General features: G+C 51.1%; 6 protein-coding genes and 1 pseudogene. 4 read left to right on the top strand and 3 right to left on the bottom strand.

Annotated features, from left to right (window positions below):
* Nucleotides 1-93: 93 nt before the first annotated feature.
* Nucleotides 94-1,131 (top strand): asparaginase, encoded by a 1,038-nt coding sequence (locus DW947_RS11025; protein ID WP_005834979.1) that lies wholly within the window; start codon nucleotides 94-96, stop codon nucleotides 1,129-1,131.
* Nucleotides 1,132-1,141: 10 nt separating this feature from the next.
* Here DW947_RS11025 and DW947_RS11020 read toward each other — a convergent pair whose 3' ends face one another.
* Nucleotides 1,142-1,684, bottom strand: coding sequence for a beta-class carbonic anhydrase (locus DW947_RS11020; RefSeq protein ID WP_005834976.1), 543 nt, complete (start codon nucleotides 1,682-1,684; stop codon nucleotides 1,142-1,144).
* A 121-nt stretch (nucleotides 1,685-1,805) separates the two neighbouring features.
* On the opposite strand from DW947_RS11020, the gene radA reads away from it, so the two are divergent.
* The 3 genes and pseudogenes from radA to DW947_RS11005 all read left to right on the top strand — a co-directional run.
* Complete coding sequence (gene radA, locus DW947_RS11015) at nucleotides 1,806-3,173, top strand: DNA repair protein RadA (protein ID WP_044467715.1); 1,368 nt, start codon at nucleotides 1,806-1,808, stop codon at nucleotides 3,171-3,173.
* A 5-nt stretch (nucleotides 3,174-3,178) separates the two neighbouring features.
* Nucleotides 3,179-4,801 (top strand): NAD(P)/FAD-dependent oxidoreductase, encoded by a 1,623-nt coding sequence (locus DW947_RS11010; protein ID WP_057087054.1) that lies wholly within the window; start codon nucleotides 3,179-3,181, stop codon nucleotides 4,799-4,801.
* Nucleotides 4,802-4,894: 93 nt separating this feature from the next.
* Nucleotides 4,895-7,879 (top strand): annotated as a pseudogene (locus tag DW947_RS11005) (two-component regulator propeller domain-containing protein); the annotation flags it as partial.
* A 351-nt stretch (nucleotides 7,880-8,230) separates the two neighbouring features.
* Here DW947_RS11005 and DW947_RS11000 read toward each other — a convergent pair.
* Together DW947_RS11000 and DW947_RS10995 are read right to left on the bottom strand one after the other, a co-directional pair.
* Nucleotides 8,231-14,782 (bottom strand): hypothetical protein, encoded by a 6,552-nt coding sequence (locus tag DW947_RS11000; protein WP_119958512.1) that lies wholly within the window; start codon nucleotides 14,780-14,782, stop codon nucleotides 8,231-8,233.
* A gap of 25 nt (nucleotides 14,783-14,807) precedes the next feature.
* Nucleotides 14,808-14,996 (bottom strand): hypothetical protein, encoded by a 189-nt coding sequence (locus DW947_RS10995; RefSeq protein WP_007562482.1) that lies wholly within the window; start codon nucleotides 14,994-14,996, stop codon nucleotides 14,808-14,810.
* Between the last annotated feature and the right edge of the window lies 1 nt (nucleotide 14,997).

The raw sequence follows: 14,997 nt of genomic DNA, 5'->3' as shown, positions 1-14,997 counted from the left end.
TTCTGTATATCCGTTTATTCTTTTCTAACATTTTGCTATCACTCTCAATATATATCATTATATTTGCATGGAAAACATGAAAGAAAAGTGCGCATGAACCCAGAAAACACTTCCGTTTTGCTAATATACACCGGTGGAACTATCGGAATGATAGAGAATGCAGAAACCGGCGCCCTGGAAAGCTTCAACTTCGAGCAGTTGCAGAAACATGTTCCCGAACTTCAGAGATTTGCGTTCCGTATCGACACTTATCAATTCGACCCACCCATGGATTCCTCGGACATGGACCCCGATGCTTGGCGCAAACTGGTACGCATCATCAGCAACAACTACAACCAATATACAGGCTTCGTCATCCTGCATGGCACAGACACCATGGCCTACACAGCTTCTGCACTCAGCTTCATGCTTGAAGGGCTGAACAAGCCCGTCATCCTAACCGGCTCGCAACTGCCTATTGGCGTGCTCCGCACAGACGGCAAGGAAAACCTGCTGACCAGCATCGAAATAGCCACCGACCGCCACTCCAACGGACAGCCCATCGTACCCGAAGTCTGCATCTTCTTCGAAAACCACCTGATGCGCGGCAACCGTACCACCAAAATGAACGCGGAGAACTTCAATGCTTTCCGTTCCTTCAATTATCCGGTACTCGCTTCCGCCGGTATACATATTAAATATAATAATGTGCAAATTCATACGCACGGCACTCCCCACGAACTGGAGCCTCATTATCTGCTTGATACCAACATCGCCATACTGAAGCTTTTTCCAGGTATTCAGGAAAATGTCGTGGCAGCCATACTTGCCACTAAAGGACTGAAGGCCGTAGTCCTCGAAACCTACGGTTCCGGCAACGCTCCCCGAAAGGAATGGTTTCTACGCCGCCTGCATGATGCCTGCGAACAAGGCATCATCATTGTCAACGTCACCCAATGCAGTGCCGGCACTGTTGAAATGGAGCGCTATGAAACCGGTTACCAACTGATGCAGGCAGGAGTTGTCTGCGGATATGACAGCACAACGGAATCTGCCGTAACCAAGCTGATGTTCCTTCTGGGGCACGATTATCCACCTGCCGAAATACGCGAACTGATGGGACGACCGCTGGCAGGGGAAATTACCGTGTGAAGCACAACTATCACTGCACCGGGGTCAATTCTCCCGTCACAGAATCTATTATGAAACCGCTGACATTGATATCATTCGGTATCAGCGGATGATTGATAATAGCTTCCACCGTACCTTTTACCGATTTCTCCGTATCTTCGAATCCATACAGCCAAGACTCGAAATCCACTCCGCAGAAACGAATCATATCAATCGTCTCCTGCTTGATGCCCCGGGCCTTCATATGCTCTATCATCTGGGCGCTGCTCATGTGGCACGCACCGCAATCGGAGTGGGCAATAACCATCACTTCCGTCACGCCCAACTCGTAAATGGCCACCATCAGGCTACGAATGACACTACCGAACGGATGTGAAATGATTCCACCCGCATTCTTTATCATCTTCACATCGCCGTTCTTGATGCCCAAGGCTGCCGGCAGTAAAGCGGTCAAACGGGTATCCATACAAGAGAGGATGGCAATCTTCTTATCCGGGTATTTATTCGTGATGTATTTCTCATACCCCTTCTCGGCTACAAAACGCTTGTTGTATGCAAGAATATCTTCTATCATGGCTTTTATAACATGTTATTGTTTTCTACTCACAAAAATAAAAAAACTCTATGGGAGTCTGCAAGCCCTGCATCGAAAAATTGTACCTTTGGGCAATCATTTTAGAAGAGAATGCACAACTATGGCTAAAGAGAAGACGGTTTATGTATGCAGCAACTGCGGACAAGACTCTCCCAAATGGGTAGGCAAGTGTCCGTCGTGCGGAATGTGGAACACGTATGTGGAAGAGGTGGTACGGAAAGAAGTGGTGAACAAGCGTCCCGTATCGGGCATAGAGACCGCCAAAGCCAAACCCATAACCCTCCATGAAATTGTAGCCGATGACGAACCGCGCATCGACCTCCATGATGCCGAACTGAACCGGGTACTAGGTGGTGGTCTTGTACAAGGATCTCTTGTTTTGATTGGCGGCGAACCGGGCATCGGGAAATCCACCCTGGTGCTACAAACCGTACTCCGCATACCGGAAAAACGCATCCTCTACGTCTCCGGCGAAGAAAGTACCCGCCAATTGAAACTGCGTGCCGACCGCTTGACAAGTGCTTCCAGTGATTGCCTCATCGTATGCGAAACTTCCCTGGAACAGATTTACGTCCATATCAAGAACATCCGCCCGGACATCGTCATCATCGACTCCATACAGACGATTTCTACCGAAACCCTTGAATCGTCGCCGGGAAGCATCGCCCAGGTACGGGAATGTTCCGCCTCCATCCTGCGCTTTGCCAAGGAAACGCATACGGCGGTTATCCTCATCGGGCATATCAATAAGGAAGGAAGCATAGCCGGCCCCAAGGTACTGGAACATATCGTGGATACCGTACTCCAGTTCGAGGGCGACCAGCACTACATGTACCGCATCCTGCGTAGCATCAAGAACCGCTTCGGAAGCACTGCCGAACTGGGTATTTACGAAATGCGGCAAGATGGATTACGGCAGGTGAGCAACCCATCCGAACTGCTGCTGAGCCAGGACCATGAAGGTATGAGCGGCATAGCCATCGCCTCCGCGATAGAAGGCATCAGACCGTTCCTCATCGAGACGCAGGCATTGGTCAGCAGTGCCGTATATGGTAACCCACAACGCTCTGCCACAGGGTTCGACATCCGCCGCATGAATATGCTGCTGGCCGTATTGGAAAAACGTGTAGGCTTCAAACTGGCACAGAAAGATGTATTTCTCAATATTGCCGGTGGATTGAAAGTGAACGACCCGGCAATAGACCTTGCCGTCATCAGCGCCATCCTCTCCAGCAACATGGACACGGCCATAGAGCCAGAGGTGTGCATGGCGGGAGAAATAGGTCTGTCGGGAGAGATACGCCCGGTAAACCGCATTGAGCAGCGCATCGGAGAAGCAGAGAAACTTGGCTTCAAGCGTTTTATACTTCCCAAGTATAATATGCAGGGACTCAATACCCAAAAGATAAAAATAGAATTAATACCGGTACGGAAGGTAGAAGAGGCATTCCGTGCCTTATTCGGATAATCGTTATGATACAAGAATACCAACTACGCGTATTGCCCGAAGTAGCGGCAAACGAGCAACGCCTGAAAGAGTACTTAATACACGAAAAAGGACTGAATGCACGGGAGATAACCGCAGCGCGTATCTTGAAGCGTAGCATCGATGCCCGCCAGCGGACCATCTACGTCAACCTCAACGTGCGTGCCTACTTGAACGAAATGCCAAAAGAGGATGAATACCAACATACCTTATATAATAATGTAGAAGGAAAGCCCCAAGTGATAGTGGTAGGTGCCGGCCCCGGAGGACTTTTTGCCGCCCTGCGACTGATAGAGCTGGGGCTGCGCCCCGTCATTGTGGAACGTGGAAAGGACGTACGGGAACGCAAGAAAGACCTGGCGCAAATCAGCCGCCAGCAACTCGTTAACCCGGAGTCCAATTACAGCTTTGGAGAGGGAGGTGCCGGAGCCTACTCGGATGGCAAGCTGTACACACGCAGCAAAAAGCGCGGCAATGTAGACAAGATTCTGAATGTCTTCTGCCAACATGGAGCCTCCACTTCCATACTGGTAGATGCACATCCGCACATAGGTACGGACAAACTGCCACGTGTTATTGAAAACATGCGGAACACTATCATCCAGTGCGGTGGCGAAGTCCACTTTGAAACACGCATGGACGCCCTGCTCATAGAGAAGGATGAAGTCAAAGGCATTGAAACAAATACCGGCAAGACTTTCCTTGGCCCGGTGATACTTGCCACCGGTCACTCTGCCCGGGACGTATACCGCTGGCTTGCCGCCAACAATGTAGAGATTGAAGCTAAAGGCATTGCCGTAGGCGTACGACTAGAACACCCTGCCACCTTGATAGACCAAATACAATATCACAACCGGAACGGACGGGGAAAATATCTGCCTGCCGCCGAATATAGTTTTGTAAACCAAGTGGACGGACGAGGAGTATATAGCTTTTGCATGTGTCCCGGCGGCTTCGTTGTGCCCGCCGCCAGCGGTCCCGAGCAGATTGTAGTCAACGGGATGAGTCCCAGCAACCGCGGTTCCCGTTGGAGCAATTCGGGAATGGTGGTAGAGCTACGCCCGGAAGACATAGAGCAATTTACTATTGACAATCTACAATTTACAATTTCTATGCAGCACAACAGCGCGGCTAATTGTCAATTGCCAACCGTCAATTCCCAATTAAGCATGATGTATTTTCAAGAGTATCTGGAGCGCCTCTGCTGGCAACAAGGCAATATGAAGCAGACAGCACCGGCACAGAGAATGGCAGACTTCACTAAGAAAAAACTGAGTTACGACCTGCCGGAAACTTCGTATGCACCGGGACTGGTTTCCTCACCTCTCCACTTCTGGATGCCCTCTTTCATTGCAGAACGCCTGAGCAAAGGTTTCCAGCTATTCGGGAAATACAGCCGTGGTTTCTTGACGAACGAGGCGACAATGATTGGAGTGGAAACCCGTACTTCGGCGCCGGTACGCATAACAAGAGACAAGGAGACACTGCAACATGTACGCGTAAAAGGATTGTTCCCTTGCGGAGAAGGCGCCGGATATGCCGGAGGCATTGTTTCTGCCGGAATTGACGGCGAACGATGTGCGGAAGCGGCAAAGGCATTCTTTGATTAAGCTATAATATTTACATCCAAATTTTGATTTTTCACTTTTTCTCGTTTAATTTGTAAACTATTATCACATATATGTTGTTATATTGTATTTATTATGAGGTTCATCATAAACATTGTATGCTTTCTATTCCTTTTGCCTCTCATAGCTACGGCGCAAACATATAAATACATAGGGGTGGAAAACGGATTGAGCAACCGCAGAATCTTCGACATTCAAAAGGATTCGGTAGGTTACATGTGGTTCCTCACCAACGAAGGCATAGACCGGTACAATGGAAAAGACATCAAGCATTATAAATTAATAGAAGAAAACAAAGAGTCAAGTTTCCCCATCCATCTCGGTTGGCTATATTTTGAAGAGAAAGGGAAATTATGGGTCATAGGTAAAGCCGGTCGCATTTTTCAATACAACCAAGAACACGATGTGTTCAACAGAGTATATAAACTGCCCAAGACACCGGTCAATATCAGCTACGGCTATATGGACTGCAATCACAGGATTTGGCTGTGCAGCAGATACAGCATCGCTCTCTACGACACACAAACCGGAGAGGTCCATCAAATGTCCAATGAACTGAAAAGCAGCATTACAAGTATCGAACAAGTGGACAATAACCACTTCTTCATGGGTACCGACAAGGGATTGCGATATGTCAAACTCGAAAATGAGACATTGCAGATTGTCCCTCTTGAACCTCTTGACAAAATCCAGGCCCAAATCAGTTCACTCTATTTCCACCAAGAATCACAAAGACTTTTCATCGGTACTTTTGAAAAAGGCGTCTTTGCCTACGACATACGGCAACAACGGATTATACACTCCAATACGGATTTGAGCGATGTAAACATTGCCCGAATCAAGCCTCTGAACCAGACAGAGCTATTGATAGCGACAGAAGGTATGGGTATACACAAAATCAACATGAACTCGTGTATCTCGGAACCGTACATCGTCTCCAGCTACAAAAGCCACAATGAGATGAACAGCAATAACATCAATGACATTTATATTGATGAAGAAAAGCGGATATGGATAGCCAACTACCCGGAAGGAATTACCATTATAGACAACCGGTACAAAAGCTACAACTGGATAAAGCATTCTATCGGAAACAGACAATCGCTGGTCAACGACCAGGTACACTCTGTCATTGAAGACAGTGACGGAGACCTATGGTTCGGAACAAGTAACGGAATCAGCCTTTATCAATCGAAAACCGGGCAGTGGCATTCATTCCTGAGCTCCTTCGACCATCAACTGAAAAACAAGAATCACATCTTCATTACGCTATGCGAGGTATCACCCGGCATTATTTGGGCAGGAGGATATACTTCGGGAGTATACAAAATAAATAAAAGGACACTCTCGGTAGAATATTTCTCCCCTTACCTGCTCAATCCGGACAACATTCGTCCTGACAAGTATATCCGCGACATCGTAAAAGACTCCAAAGGATATATCTGGTCCGGAGGGTTCTATAATCTGAAGTGCTTCGATTTGTCCCTGAATTCCGTCCGTCTGTATCCCGGAATAAATTCCGTCACCGCCATTACAGAAAAGGATGACGGACACATGTGGATTGGGACAAGTGCCGGACTGTATCTGCTGGACAAAGAGTCGGGTAGATTCCAATATGTCGCCTTGCAGGAAGAGATGACCTACATCAACACACTTTACCAAGCGGAAGACCTCTCTCTATATATAGGAACAAACGGCTCCGGAGTGGTTGTCTACAACGCAAAGGACAATACGTTCAAGCATTATCACAAGGACAATTGTGCCTTGATTTCAAACAACATCTACACCATACTCCCCGAGTCGGACGGGCATATCCTGATGAGTACCGAAAACGGAATCAGCTGTTTCCACCCTACGGAGAAGACATTCCACAACTGGACTAAAGAGCAAGGGCTGATGTCCTCCTGCTTCAGTGCCTCTTCCGGAACGCTACGCAAGAACAAGGGTTTTGTCTTTGGCAGCACAGACGGAGCCATCGAGTTTCCCGAAGGAACCCGTTTGCCCAAGTACATCTACTCTCCTATGATACTCAGCGATTTTCAGATACTCTATCAGACAGTCTTTCCCGGCAGTCCGAATTCCCCCTTGAAGGAAAACATCAACCAGACAGACCGGTTAAAGCTGAAATATAACCAGAACACTTTTTCCCTCAGTATTTCATCCATCAATTATGACGCGCCGGACAATGTCACTTTCTACTGGAAGCTGGAAGGCTTTTACGATGACTGGAACCGCCTGGGTGAAGAAGGGCATCTCCGCTTCACCAACCTTGCCTCGGGCGATTACAAACTTTACATACGGGCGGTATCCAAGGAAGAGCCTTATCTTTATTTTGAAGAGCGAAGCATCGACATCAGCATTGCGCGCCCCGTCTGGTTCAGTTTTTGGGCCATAGCCTGCTATGTCCTGCTGACAGTACTGATGTCCGTTGTCGGTTTCCGTGTCATGGCACTGAGAAAACAGAAAAAGATATCCGATGAGAAAACCCGTTTCTTTGTCAATACCGCGCATGATATCCGCACGCCATTGACACTGATAAAGGCACCTCTGGAAGAAATGCTTGAAAACAAGACACTGAACGAAGCCGAGACCAACAATATGCACATGGCACTGAGAAATGTCAACTCCCTCCTGCGCATGACTACCAATCTGATAAACTTTGAACGGGCAGAAGTATATTCCCCTCATCTGTACATAGCAGAATATGAATTGAATACTTACATCAAGGAGATATACAACAATTTCCAGACCTATGCCACCATAAAACATATCACTTTCAGATACGAAAGCAATTTCAGCTACATGAATGTATGGTTCGACAAAGAGAAGATGGACTCTATCCTGGAAAATGTCATATCCAATGCTCTGAAGTATACTCCCCAAAATGGCGATATACTCATTTCTGTTTATGACATGAAAAGTTCCTGGAGACTGGAAGTCAAAGATAATGGAATAGGAATTCCCGCCAAAGAACAAAGAAAACTGTTCAAGATGCACTTCCGTGGAACAAATGCCATCAACTCCAAAATAACGGGAAGCGGTATCGGTCTGATGCTGGTGCTATAATCCGCAAATCGAAATGTTCGCGCATTTCAAAACGAAAAGTTCATTTCACAAAACGAAACGTATAATTTAAAGCACTCTTTATTCCGTTTCAACAAGGCATTTATAGGCTAAAAATAACAGAAAATTCACTTGCAAATATCAGCAAAAATTGCTATCTTTACATAGTTAAATTGAGGTCGTTTACCCTCAAATCAGTTCAGTTCTGTATTCCCCTACCCTATCAATATTCTAAAAAATTTCGACCGGCGAAGCCGGTATTTGAATACCTTTTAACGGGATTCGGAAACCATCCGAATCCCGTTCTTTCGTTTTAGTCGCTTCGCTCCACGCTTTGGCGCTTTGCGCTTACGCCACCTCGCGTATCGCCTTATACGCTGCCACGCTTTGCGCCCGGACGATTTTGCCGCGGAAGGCCAGACGCGAGCCGACATTCGCATACGTGCTCGAAGCATCGCTACTCGCACTCGCATACGACACACCGCCACTCGCGCTCGCACCGTAGTACCCGCGACAGACCACACGGACTGTGGCGGTACTTATCCAGTACTTATCGGTATAGTAGGTAGAAGACGATCCGTTCAGATTACCCACCGGAACCAGGTCCATATACTTGCCATGTGCCACACCTGTTGTCCATTGGTCACTGGCCGTTTTGCCCTGCACCATACGGATACTGCCGTCAGGCATCCAAATGCGCCATTTGCCCTGGTTGCCGCTGTCATTCGGCAGATCCACGCCGTCCATCATGTCATACTTGTTGCCGTAGATGTCCTCGTAGCCCAGGCAGCAGATATTGTTCACCTGCACCACGGTCGCTTGTCCGTATTCGTCCCGGCTCTTATACCAGGCATACTGATGCACCAGGCCGTCAATCAGCGAATTCGTGATTTTGTTGTTGATGACATACGCCTCGTCATAGCCGATGGTATCTGTCATTCCATGGTCGGCCGTTCCACCCGTTGTCCGGTTGTTGTTATGCTGACCGGCACCGCATTGTTCCTGCATGTCCCTACGCCCGTACTTTGCATAGCTCAGGTTCGCGATGCGGCTGTGCATCAGCGCATCTATCTGCTGCATGCCACGCTGCTGGCTGTAATAGTGGAAGTCCGTCCAGGTCATGCTTGCCGTGGTCGAAGCTCCGGTTATGCAGGCACGCAACTTGCTGCCCACTACAGAACTGCCCACAACGGCACACAGATGTTCCTCATTGGCCACCCAATCCGGTTCCATGTCCTCTATCTTGTCGCTGTGGCTCAGTACCACGCAGTCAAACTCTGCCGTGTTCAGAATGGAGAAATGCAGGGCTGTAGCACGTTCCGGAACGTCTGCTATCAGATACATGCCGGCTTCAAATTTCAAGCCGATGGTCGGCACCACAATACTCTTCAGGATGTTTCCCTCCGCATCAGCAAACACACTGCCGATAAGCCCTGTTCCTGGAACGCTCGGGAAGCGGACACGTCTGTAACCCGACACGTCCACTTTGCACACGGAATAAGCCTTGTCCGTCGTATAGGATTCCATCAGCGTGGGCTTGCCGCTCATGATCTTGCGTTCACCCAGCCAGCCGCCCTGTGTCTCCTTGATGGCATCCAGTGTCAGTACCGTCGCGTCCGGAATCGGGGGCATTTCGTCCTCCGGATAACTGCTGTAGCAGGCGTACTTCTTGTTGTTCAAATAATCGTTGATGCCTTTGCTCCAGTAAAACGGCTCATACATCATCCAGTCTCCCTCGCTGCCGTCCAGCTTCGCCACCGTACAGTCGTTCATGTCCTCCGCATCGGCATAGAAGTTCGAACTTTCGTCATGCAGGGGGAAATAGGTCATCTCCCCGTCCGGGTTGTTCACTTCCACCTGCTGCCCGGCTATCTCCACCTTCCGGCTCGTAGGCATCCTGGTCACCTTGGCCAGTACGCGGTGGCGCTTGGACAGGATGGCATTCACATGCCCGCTCATTTTGTACGCATTCCCGAACTTGTATCCGGTCTTGTTGTCCAGGTTTGAAATATTGGCATCGTCGGCCACGCTGTCGTCAAACTCGATCATCGTATAGGGCGGCTGCTTGATGGTCAGTTCCGGATAACGGGCGGCATACTTCTCCAGTTCCTCATCGGCCAGATACTTCGTCAGGGTCAGCTTGCCCCTCAGTCCCGAATGCCGGTCATCCACGGCACCCGTCTGCGTATACGTTCCGTAGTCGTAATACTTCTTCAGCAGGGTTCCGTCGTCTTCCCGGTCTATCTCCAGCACGAAGCGCTCCAGCTTGCCGCTGCCGTTCAGTCTGGCCTGATGCAGGCGTTCCAGCATAGCGAACCCGTCGATGCCGGGGCAGTTGGTGTAGCGGTAGCCCCGCACATTATTGATGCCTTCCAGTATCAGACCACTATCGGACAGCTTGGTCAGATATTCCAGGAACAGTTCCTCAATCGTGTCCGGCAGGCATAACTGCACAACGGGCGCACCGGTGGCCAGTTTCACACGGGTCAGCCCCGTACCCCTCACGTCCAGTTTCTTCAGGCGGCCCTGCCAGCTCAAGTCCAAAGTAGCCACATTCCCGTTGTCCCCGTTCCGGGCCAGCCGGTTGTTCCGCATGTTCACTTCTTCCAAAAGCAGCATGCCGTTCGTCGAAGCCATGAACGAGCCGTTCCGGTAACCGCTGGCTTTCTCCACGCTCATGTCGAGTTTTACCAGTGAGGTCAGCAGACCGAAGTTGAAGCCGATTGCGAACGCATCCTCGTGCCATACCAGCTCCTTGATTTTGGCTGCACCGATAATCTTCAGCGGGTCGTTCTCACCGAAGGCACGGGTCAGCTGCAGGGAATGGAGCACGTCTGCATCCACCACGCCGCTGTCAGCCTGTATACCGTTTGAGGTGGATAATTGCACACGGTAAGGGATGGTCAGCCGGTACTGCATCGGTTTCAGTTTATAAGCCTTGTCCAGCGATGCCGTACTCTGGTAGAACTGGGCACCCAGCGTAGATACATAGCCGTACTCCACCTGCTTCAGGTCGTACCTGCGTTGGATGAAGTAGTTCCGGTGTGCTTTTAACGAACCCTTCAGACCGTAGATTTGCGGATACGTCTGTTTGGCACCGTCAGCACCTACCGGCATTTCGTTCAGGAACGGGTAGATGTATTTGAAGATGCCGGACTTGTTATAGAGGCGTGAGCACCACTTCTTCATCTGTTCGGTATCGAAATGGTCAATGGCTTTCTGGATACTGAAGGCACTCATGAAGCTTGCGCCCCCGTTCCATCCGCTCACCATAATCTCCACAATCATGTCCCAGCAATTGGCCACGATGAGGTTCCACAGCCACGAGTTATGACCCTGCATCACATAAGCCCCGTCGCGCTTGGTCTGACGGTTATCGTTATATTTTCCCGTAAGGAATGACTTGTTGTCTGAACCCAACTGGCAGTCTCCGTCATAATAAGTAATCAACCATTTCACCCCGTCCCAAGTACGGATAAGCATGTTCTTGGCAAGCTGGTCGACACCAAGGTTAAACTGCACGTACAGATAGTAAGCTATCAGATGGGGAAGGTCGAAATACTTCGATGCCTCTTTCCTAAACGTATCGCTCTTCCATTTAGCGGTAGGGAACTTGTCGCCATCATCTTCATAATCTACCCCCTCGAACGCATGCGATTCCATACTGTAAGTCATACTCTTTCCGGCAGGAGTTTCCTTCACACAGCGGTAAACGAAGCTCATCATGCGGTCGGTAGCCTTATACATCTTATCGTACACATCACCCTGCCCCAAGTGGTCTTTCATATTCGGTTCTTCCTCGGCATCACCGCCTCCGTCAGCCCAGAAGGTATCTTTCGGATGGTTGAACTCCAGTCCTCCGTCAAAGTTGTAGTCCATGAAATCCTTATGCTCCGGTTCGGTACTCGGCAACCAGTGGAACAGGCACAGCGGATTGGAGTTGTTCAGCGTCTCGAAGCAGATTGGCAGGTACTGCTTGTGTCCTTCCTCGTCGGCTTCCAGATAGTTCAGCGTGTCGCCCTCGCCCCATTTCTCGCCGCCGATGGTCTCATCCTGCCCGAAGATGGGGTAGCTGTCGCTCTTCTCGTTGTTCATGTTGTACTGGCCGTAATAGGTCAGGTCTTCGTCGGCACTCTTCGCTACGAACAGGTCGCACGGCAGGCCGTCGATGGCCGAACGGTAATCATCCTCCAGCCCGTGGTCTTTGGCGTAACGCTGGGCAGGCGTAAGCAGCCCCATCTCTTTCAGTCCGTCATTGATAAGCTTCGCACCACCGGTATTGGTGGTCATGGACGAGTCCGAGAAGTCGCATTTGGAACATGCCAGCTTCGCGCCTACGGAGTTCCTGCGCAACTTGAAGAGATTTTTTTTGCCGGTAGTTACCACCGGATTCTTCTGCCTGCCGTTTCCGTCAATCTCCCCGTAGCTCAATGTAACCGTCCAGCCGCTTGCCGTCTTCTGGAAGTAGAAACGGAAGTTCTTTCTGGCATAGTTCACGGAAGAAGTACCCTGAATACGGACATATACGTTGGTAAGGATAAAGTCAAGCGTCCTGTCCTCTCCGTTATAGAAACGGACCTCCCTTACCAGCTTGTTGGCCTTTTTGTCGTTCAGCTGGGCCAGTGCATCCACCACGTTCAGCGTGTCGCTCTCGCTCGGAACCTCACTACCCACGCTGCCCGTGCCTATCAGTACCAGGATCGAGTTCCGGCGCTTCTTCATCAGCCCCATCAGCTTCTCCATGCTCACCGTGTCTCCTTCGTTCAGCACGCGGTTGTCCTCATCCAGCGAGCGCACGCCCGGTTCCCCGTCGGCATCCTCCAGGTGGTTGCGGTCCACGATGTAGTTGTTCAGCACCTCATCCGAGGTCAGCGCCTTGTTATAGATACGCACGCTCTTCACGTTCAGGTCGGCACCTGCCGACTTAAATTCCAGCTGGCTCTGAATGTCAAAATTCACCTTGTCGAGCCACTTGGAAGCAGCCGACTCTTCACCGTTCACATAGAAACCGATCAGCGTGCGCTGTTCATTGGTCTGCACGTTCGGATAGAACACGTAGGTAATGCGGATGTTCGTGCCCGGCTGGAACTTCGTACCCACCGAGTCCTCATAGCGCAGCACCTGTCCGGCATCCATCGCCTCGGTCACCACTCCAGTCAGGAACTTGGCCTCTTCCGGGGTCACAATCAGCCCGTACCGGTTCCCGTTGTCCAGCTGCCCCAGGCAGGTGATCAGCTCCGCATCCGTGTCCGTCACGTTGGCCGTGCTGTATTCTATCTCAAGTGTCATGCCCACATCACGAATAGCAAAGCCTTCGGGTTTGTCCGCCTCGTTGAAGGGGCGGTACCCGCCGTCAGCGGTCAGGGTCATACCTGCACCACCGGCCAGCAGCAGGCGGTCCTTATGCCAGCCGCTACCGGCACCGTATTCGTTCACGCTCCACAGCACGTCCCGGAACTCCATGCGCTTGTCACCGCTCACCCAGCTTGCCGGGTTGTTTTCCGTGTTGCTTCGCCCGAAGGCGTCAAACGTACACACGGCATCCGGTGCCAGCGTGGCTTCAATGTCCGGGTGCGATGTGGTGTTCACCTGCACCTCAAGCACGGCATCGCCGCACGACACACGGTAGTCCAGCGGTTCCACGTTCACGTTCGTCCGTCCGTAGCTGCCGGTCTCACCGCGCTGCAGCAGGTCTTCCTTCACCACGCTGCCCTGGCCCGTCACTTTCACACGGGCCGTGTACGCATCGCGGTCATAGCCGGCATACGTGAAGTTCCATGCCGTGAACTGCTCTGCCTCCAGCACCGGATGTTTCCAGTCGCGTTGGAACCCCGCTGCCCGGTGGCTGAACATCAGGCCGGCATACGCTGTCACACCGCCTCCTGCCTTCAGCAGCGTAATGTAATGCACCCGGCTCACCACACCGGAGTTCTCATGCTGCGCGTAGGCTTCCACCACGTTCGTACCCTCCTGCATCTGAGCCAGTGGGATGGTCACGTTCTTCTGCTGCACACCGCTGCCGGCCGAAAGACCGAGGGTAAAGGCCTGCCCGCCGTTGATGCGGTAGTAGATGTTCTTCTCCCCGCTCGTGCCCTTGGCAGTAAAGGGGATGTTCACGTCATTTTTATATCCCCCGTCGGCCAGCCCGTTGCCCGCCGAGTAGCTGGTCTCCAGCTCCATGGCCACCATGGTCACCTTGGCCGTGGCCGTCTTCATCAGTGTGCCGCCCTGGTAGGTTGCCTGCGCTTCCACCTGCACGGTATAGGCGGTGGCATCCTTCAGGTAGGGCGAAGCGTCAAAGGTATAAGCCTGTCCGGCTGTCACGCCCACAAACTCTGCATCCTGGAACTCACTGATCACGGTCGAACCGCGTTTCACAATCACGCGGGCTTTCAGGTCGCTGTAGCCGTCCACCGTACCGCCACCGGCAGTACCCACGCCCACAGAGTATTTCACCACAAAACCGCTTCCCAGTGCCAGGTACTGCTGCGAGGGAAGTCCCGCGCCGCCGCTGTCCGTCAGGTCAATGTACAACACCACCTTGTCGTCGTCGGTGTACTTCGAGAAGCGCACCTCCTTCGAGCTCTCGCCGCCCTGGTTATCCTTCTGCTTCACGGTCATCACATATTGAGTGCCGTCCTCGCTGTCCTGCACATCCACGTCCGTCACCGTACCCACCATTGCATCAAACACCGTTCCGGATGTAGGGGGCTTCGTCTCGCCGCTCACCAGTTCCTCGGTAGGGGTACGGTTTGACAGTTCCTTCTTCAGAAACGCTTCTACATCGTCCCCGTCATAGGCATGATAGGTGCCGTCCGGCTGTTTCTGGTTCCATGGTGTTTCAAGATTCATCGGATGTTCAGTCGCATTGATGATTCCGCTTATTTTCCTTTTTGCCATAATACTGTCCTTTTATAATAATCATTCATTTATCAGTTTTACTGCTACCGTTCCATGCGTCCGACCCGTTCCACGGCTCGTCGCCTTTCCAGTATCCAAGTCCGAAACAGCTGCTGATTGCGGACCATACCAGCCTTGCCCCGGCATAGACAGCCGACAGGGCACGTTTTCCCACATACGCAGCCGTTATTTCCTTACCGCCTATGGTTATCATC

The sequence above is a fragment of the Bacteroides sp. AM44-19 genome (assembly GCF_003603395.1).
Taxonomy (GTDB): Bacteria; Bacteroidota; Bacteroidia; order Bacteroidales; family Bacteroidaceae; genus Bacteroides; species Bacteroides uniformis.
The sequence above is the reverse complement of the archived record's forward strand: the minus strand, read 5'-3'. Positions and strand labels throughout refer to the sequence as shown.

What these genes read in the sequence shown, in the direction of transcription:
- DW947_RS11025 (WP_005834979.1), top strand. Translation starts at nt 94, where the DNA reads ATGAACCCAGAAAACACTTCCGTTTTGCTAATATACACCGGTGGAACT.
- DW947_RS11020 (WP_005834976.1), bottom strand. Translation starts at nt 1,684, where the DNA reads ATGATAGAAGATATTCTTGCATACAACAAGCGTTTTGTAGCCGAGAAG.
- radA (WP_044467715.1), top strand. Translation starts at nt 1,806, where the DNA reads ATGGCTAAAGAGAAGACGGTTTATGTATGCAGCAACTGCGGACAAGAC.
- DW947_RS11010 (WP_057087054.1), top strand. Translation starts at nt 3,179, where the DNA reads ATGATACAAGAATACCAACTACGCGTATTGCCCGAAGTAGCGGCAAAC.
- DW947_RS11000 (WP_119958512.1), bottom strand. Translation starts at nt 14,782, where the DNA reads ATGGCAAAAAGGAAAATAAGCGGAATCATCAATGCGACTGAACATCCG.
- DW947_RS10995 (WP_007562482.1), bottom strand. Translation starts at nt 14,996, where the DNA reads ATGATAACCATAGGCGGTAAGGAAATAACGGCTGCGTATGTGGGAAAA.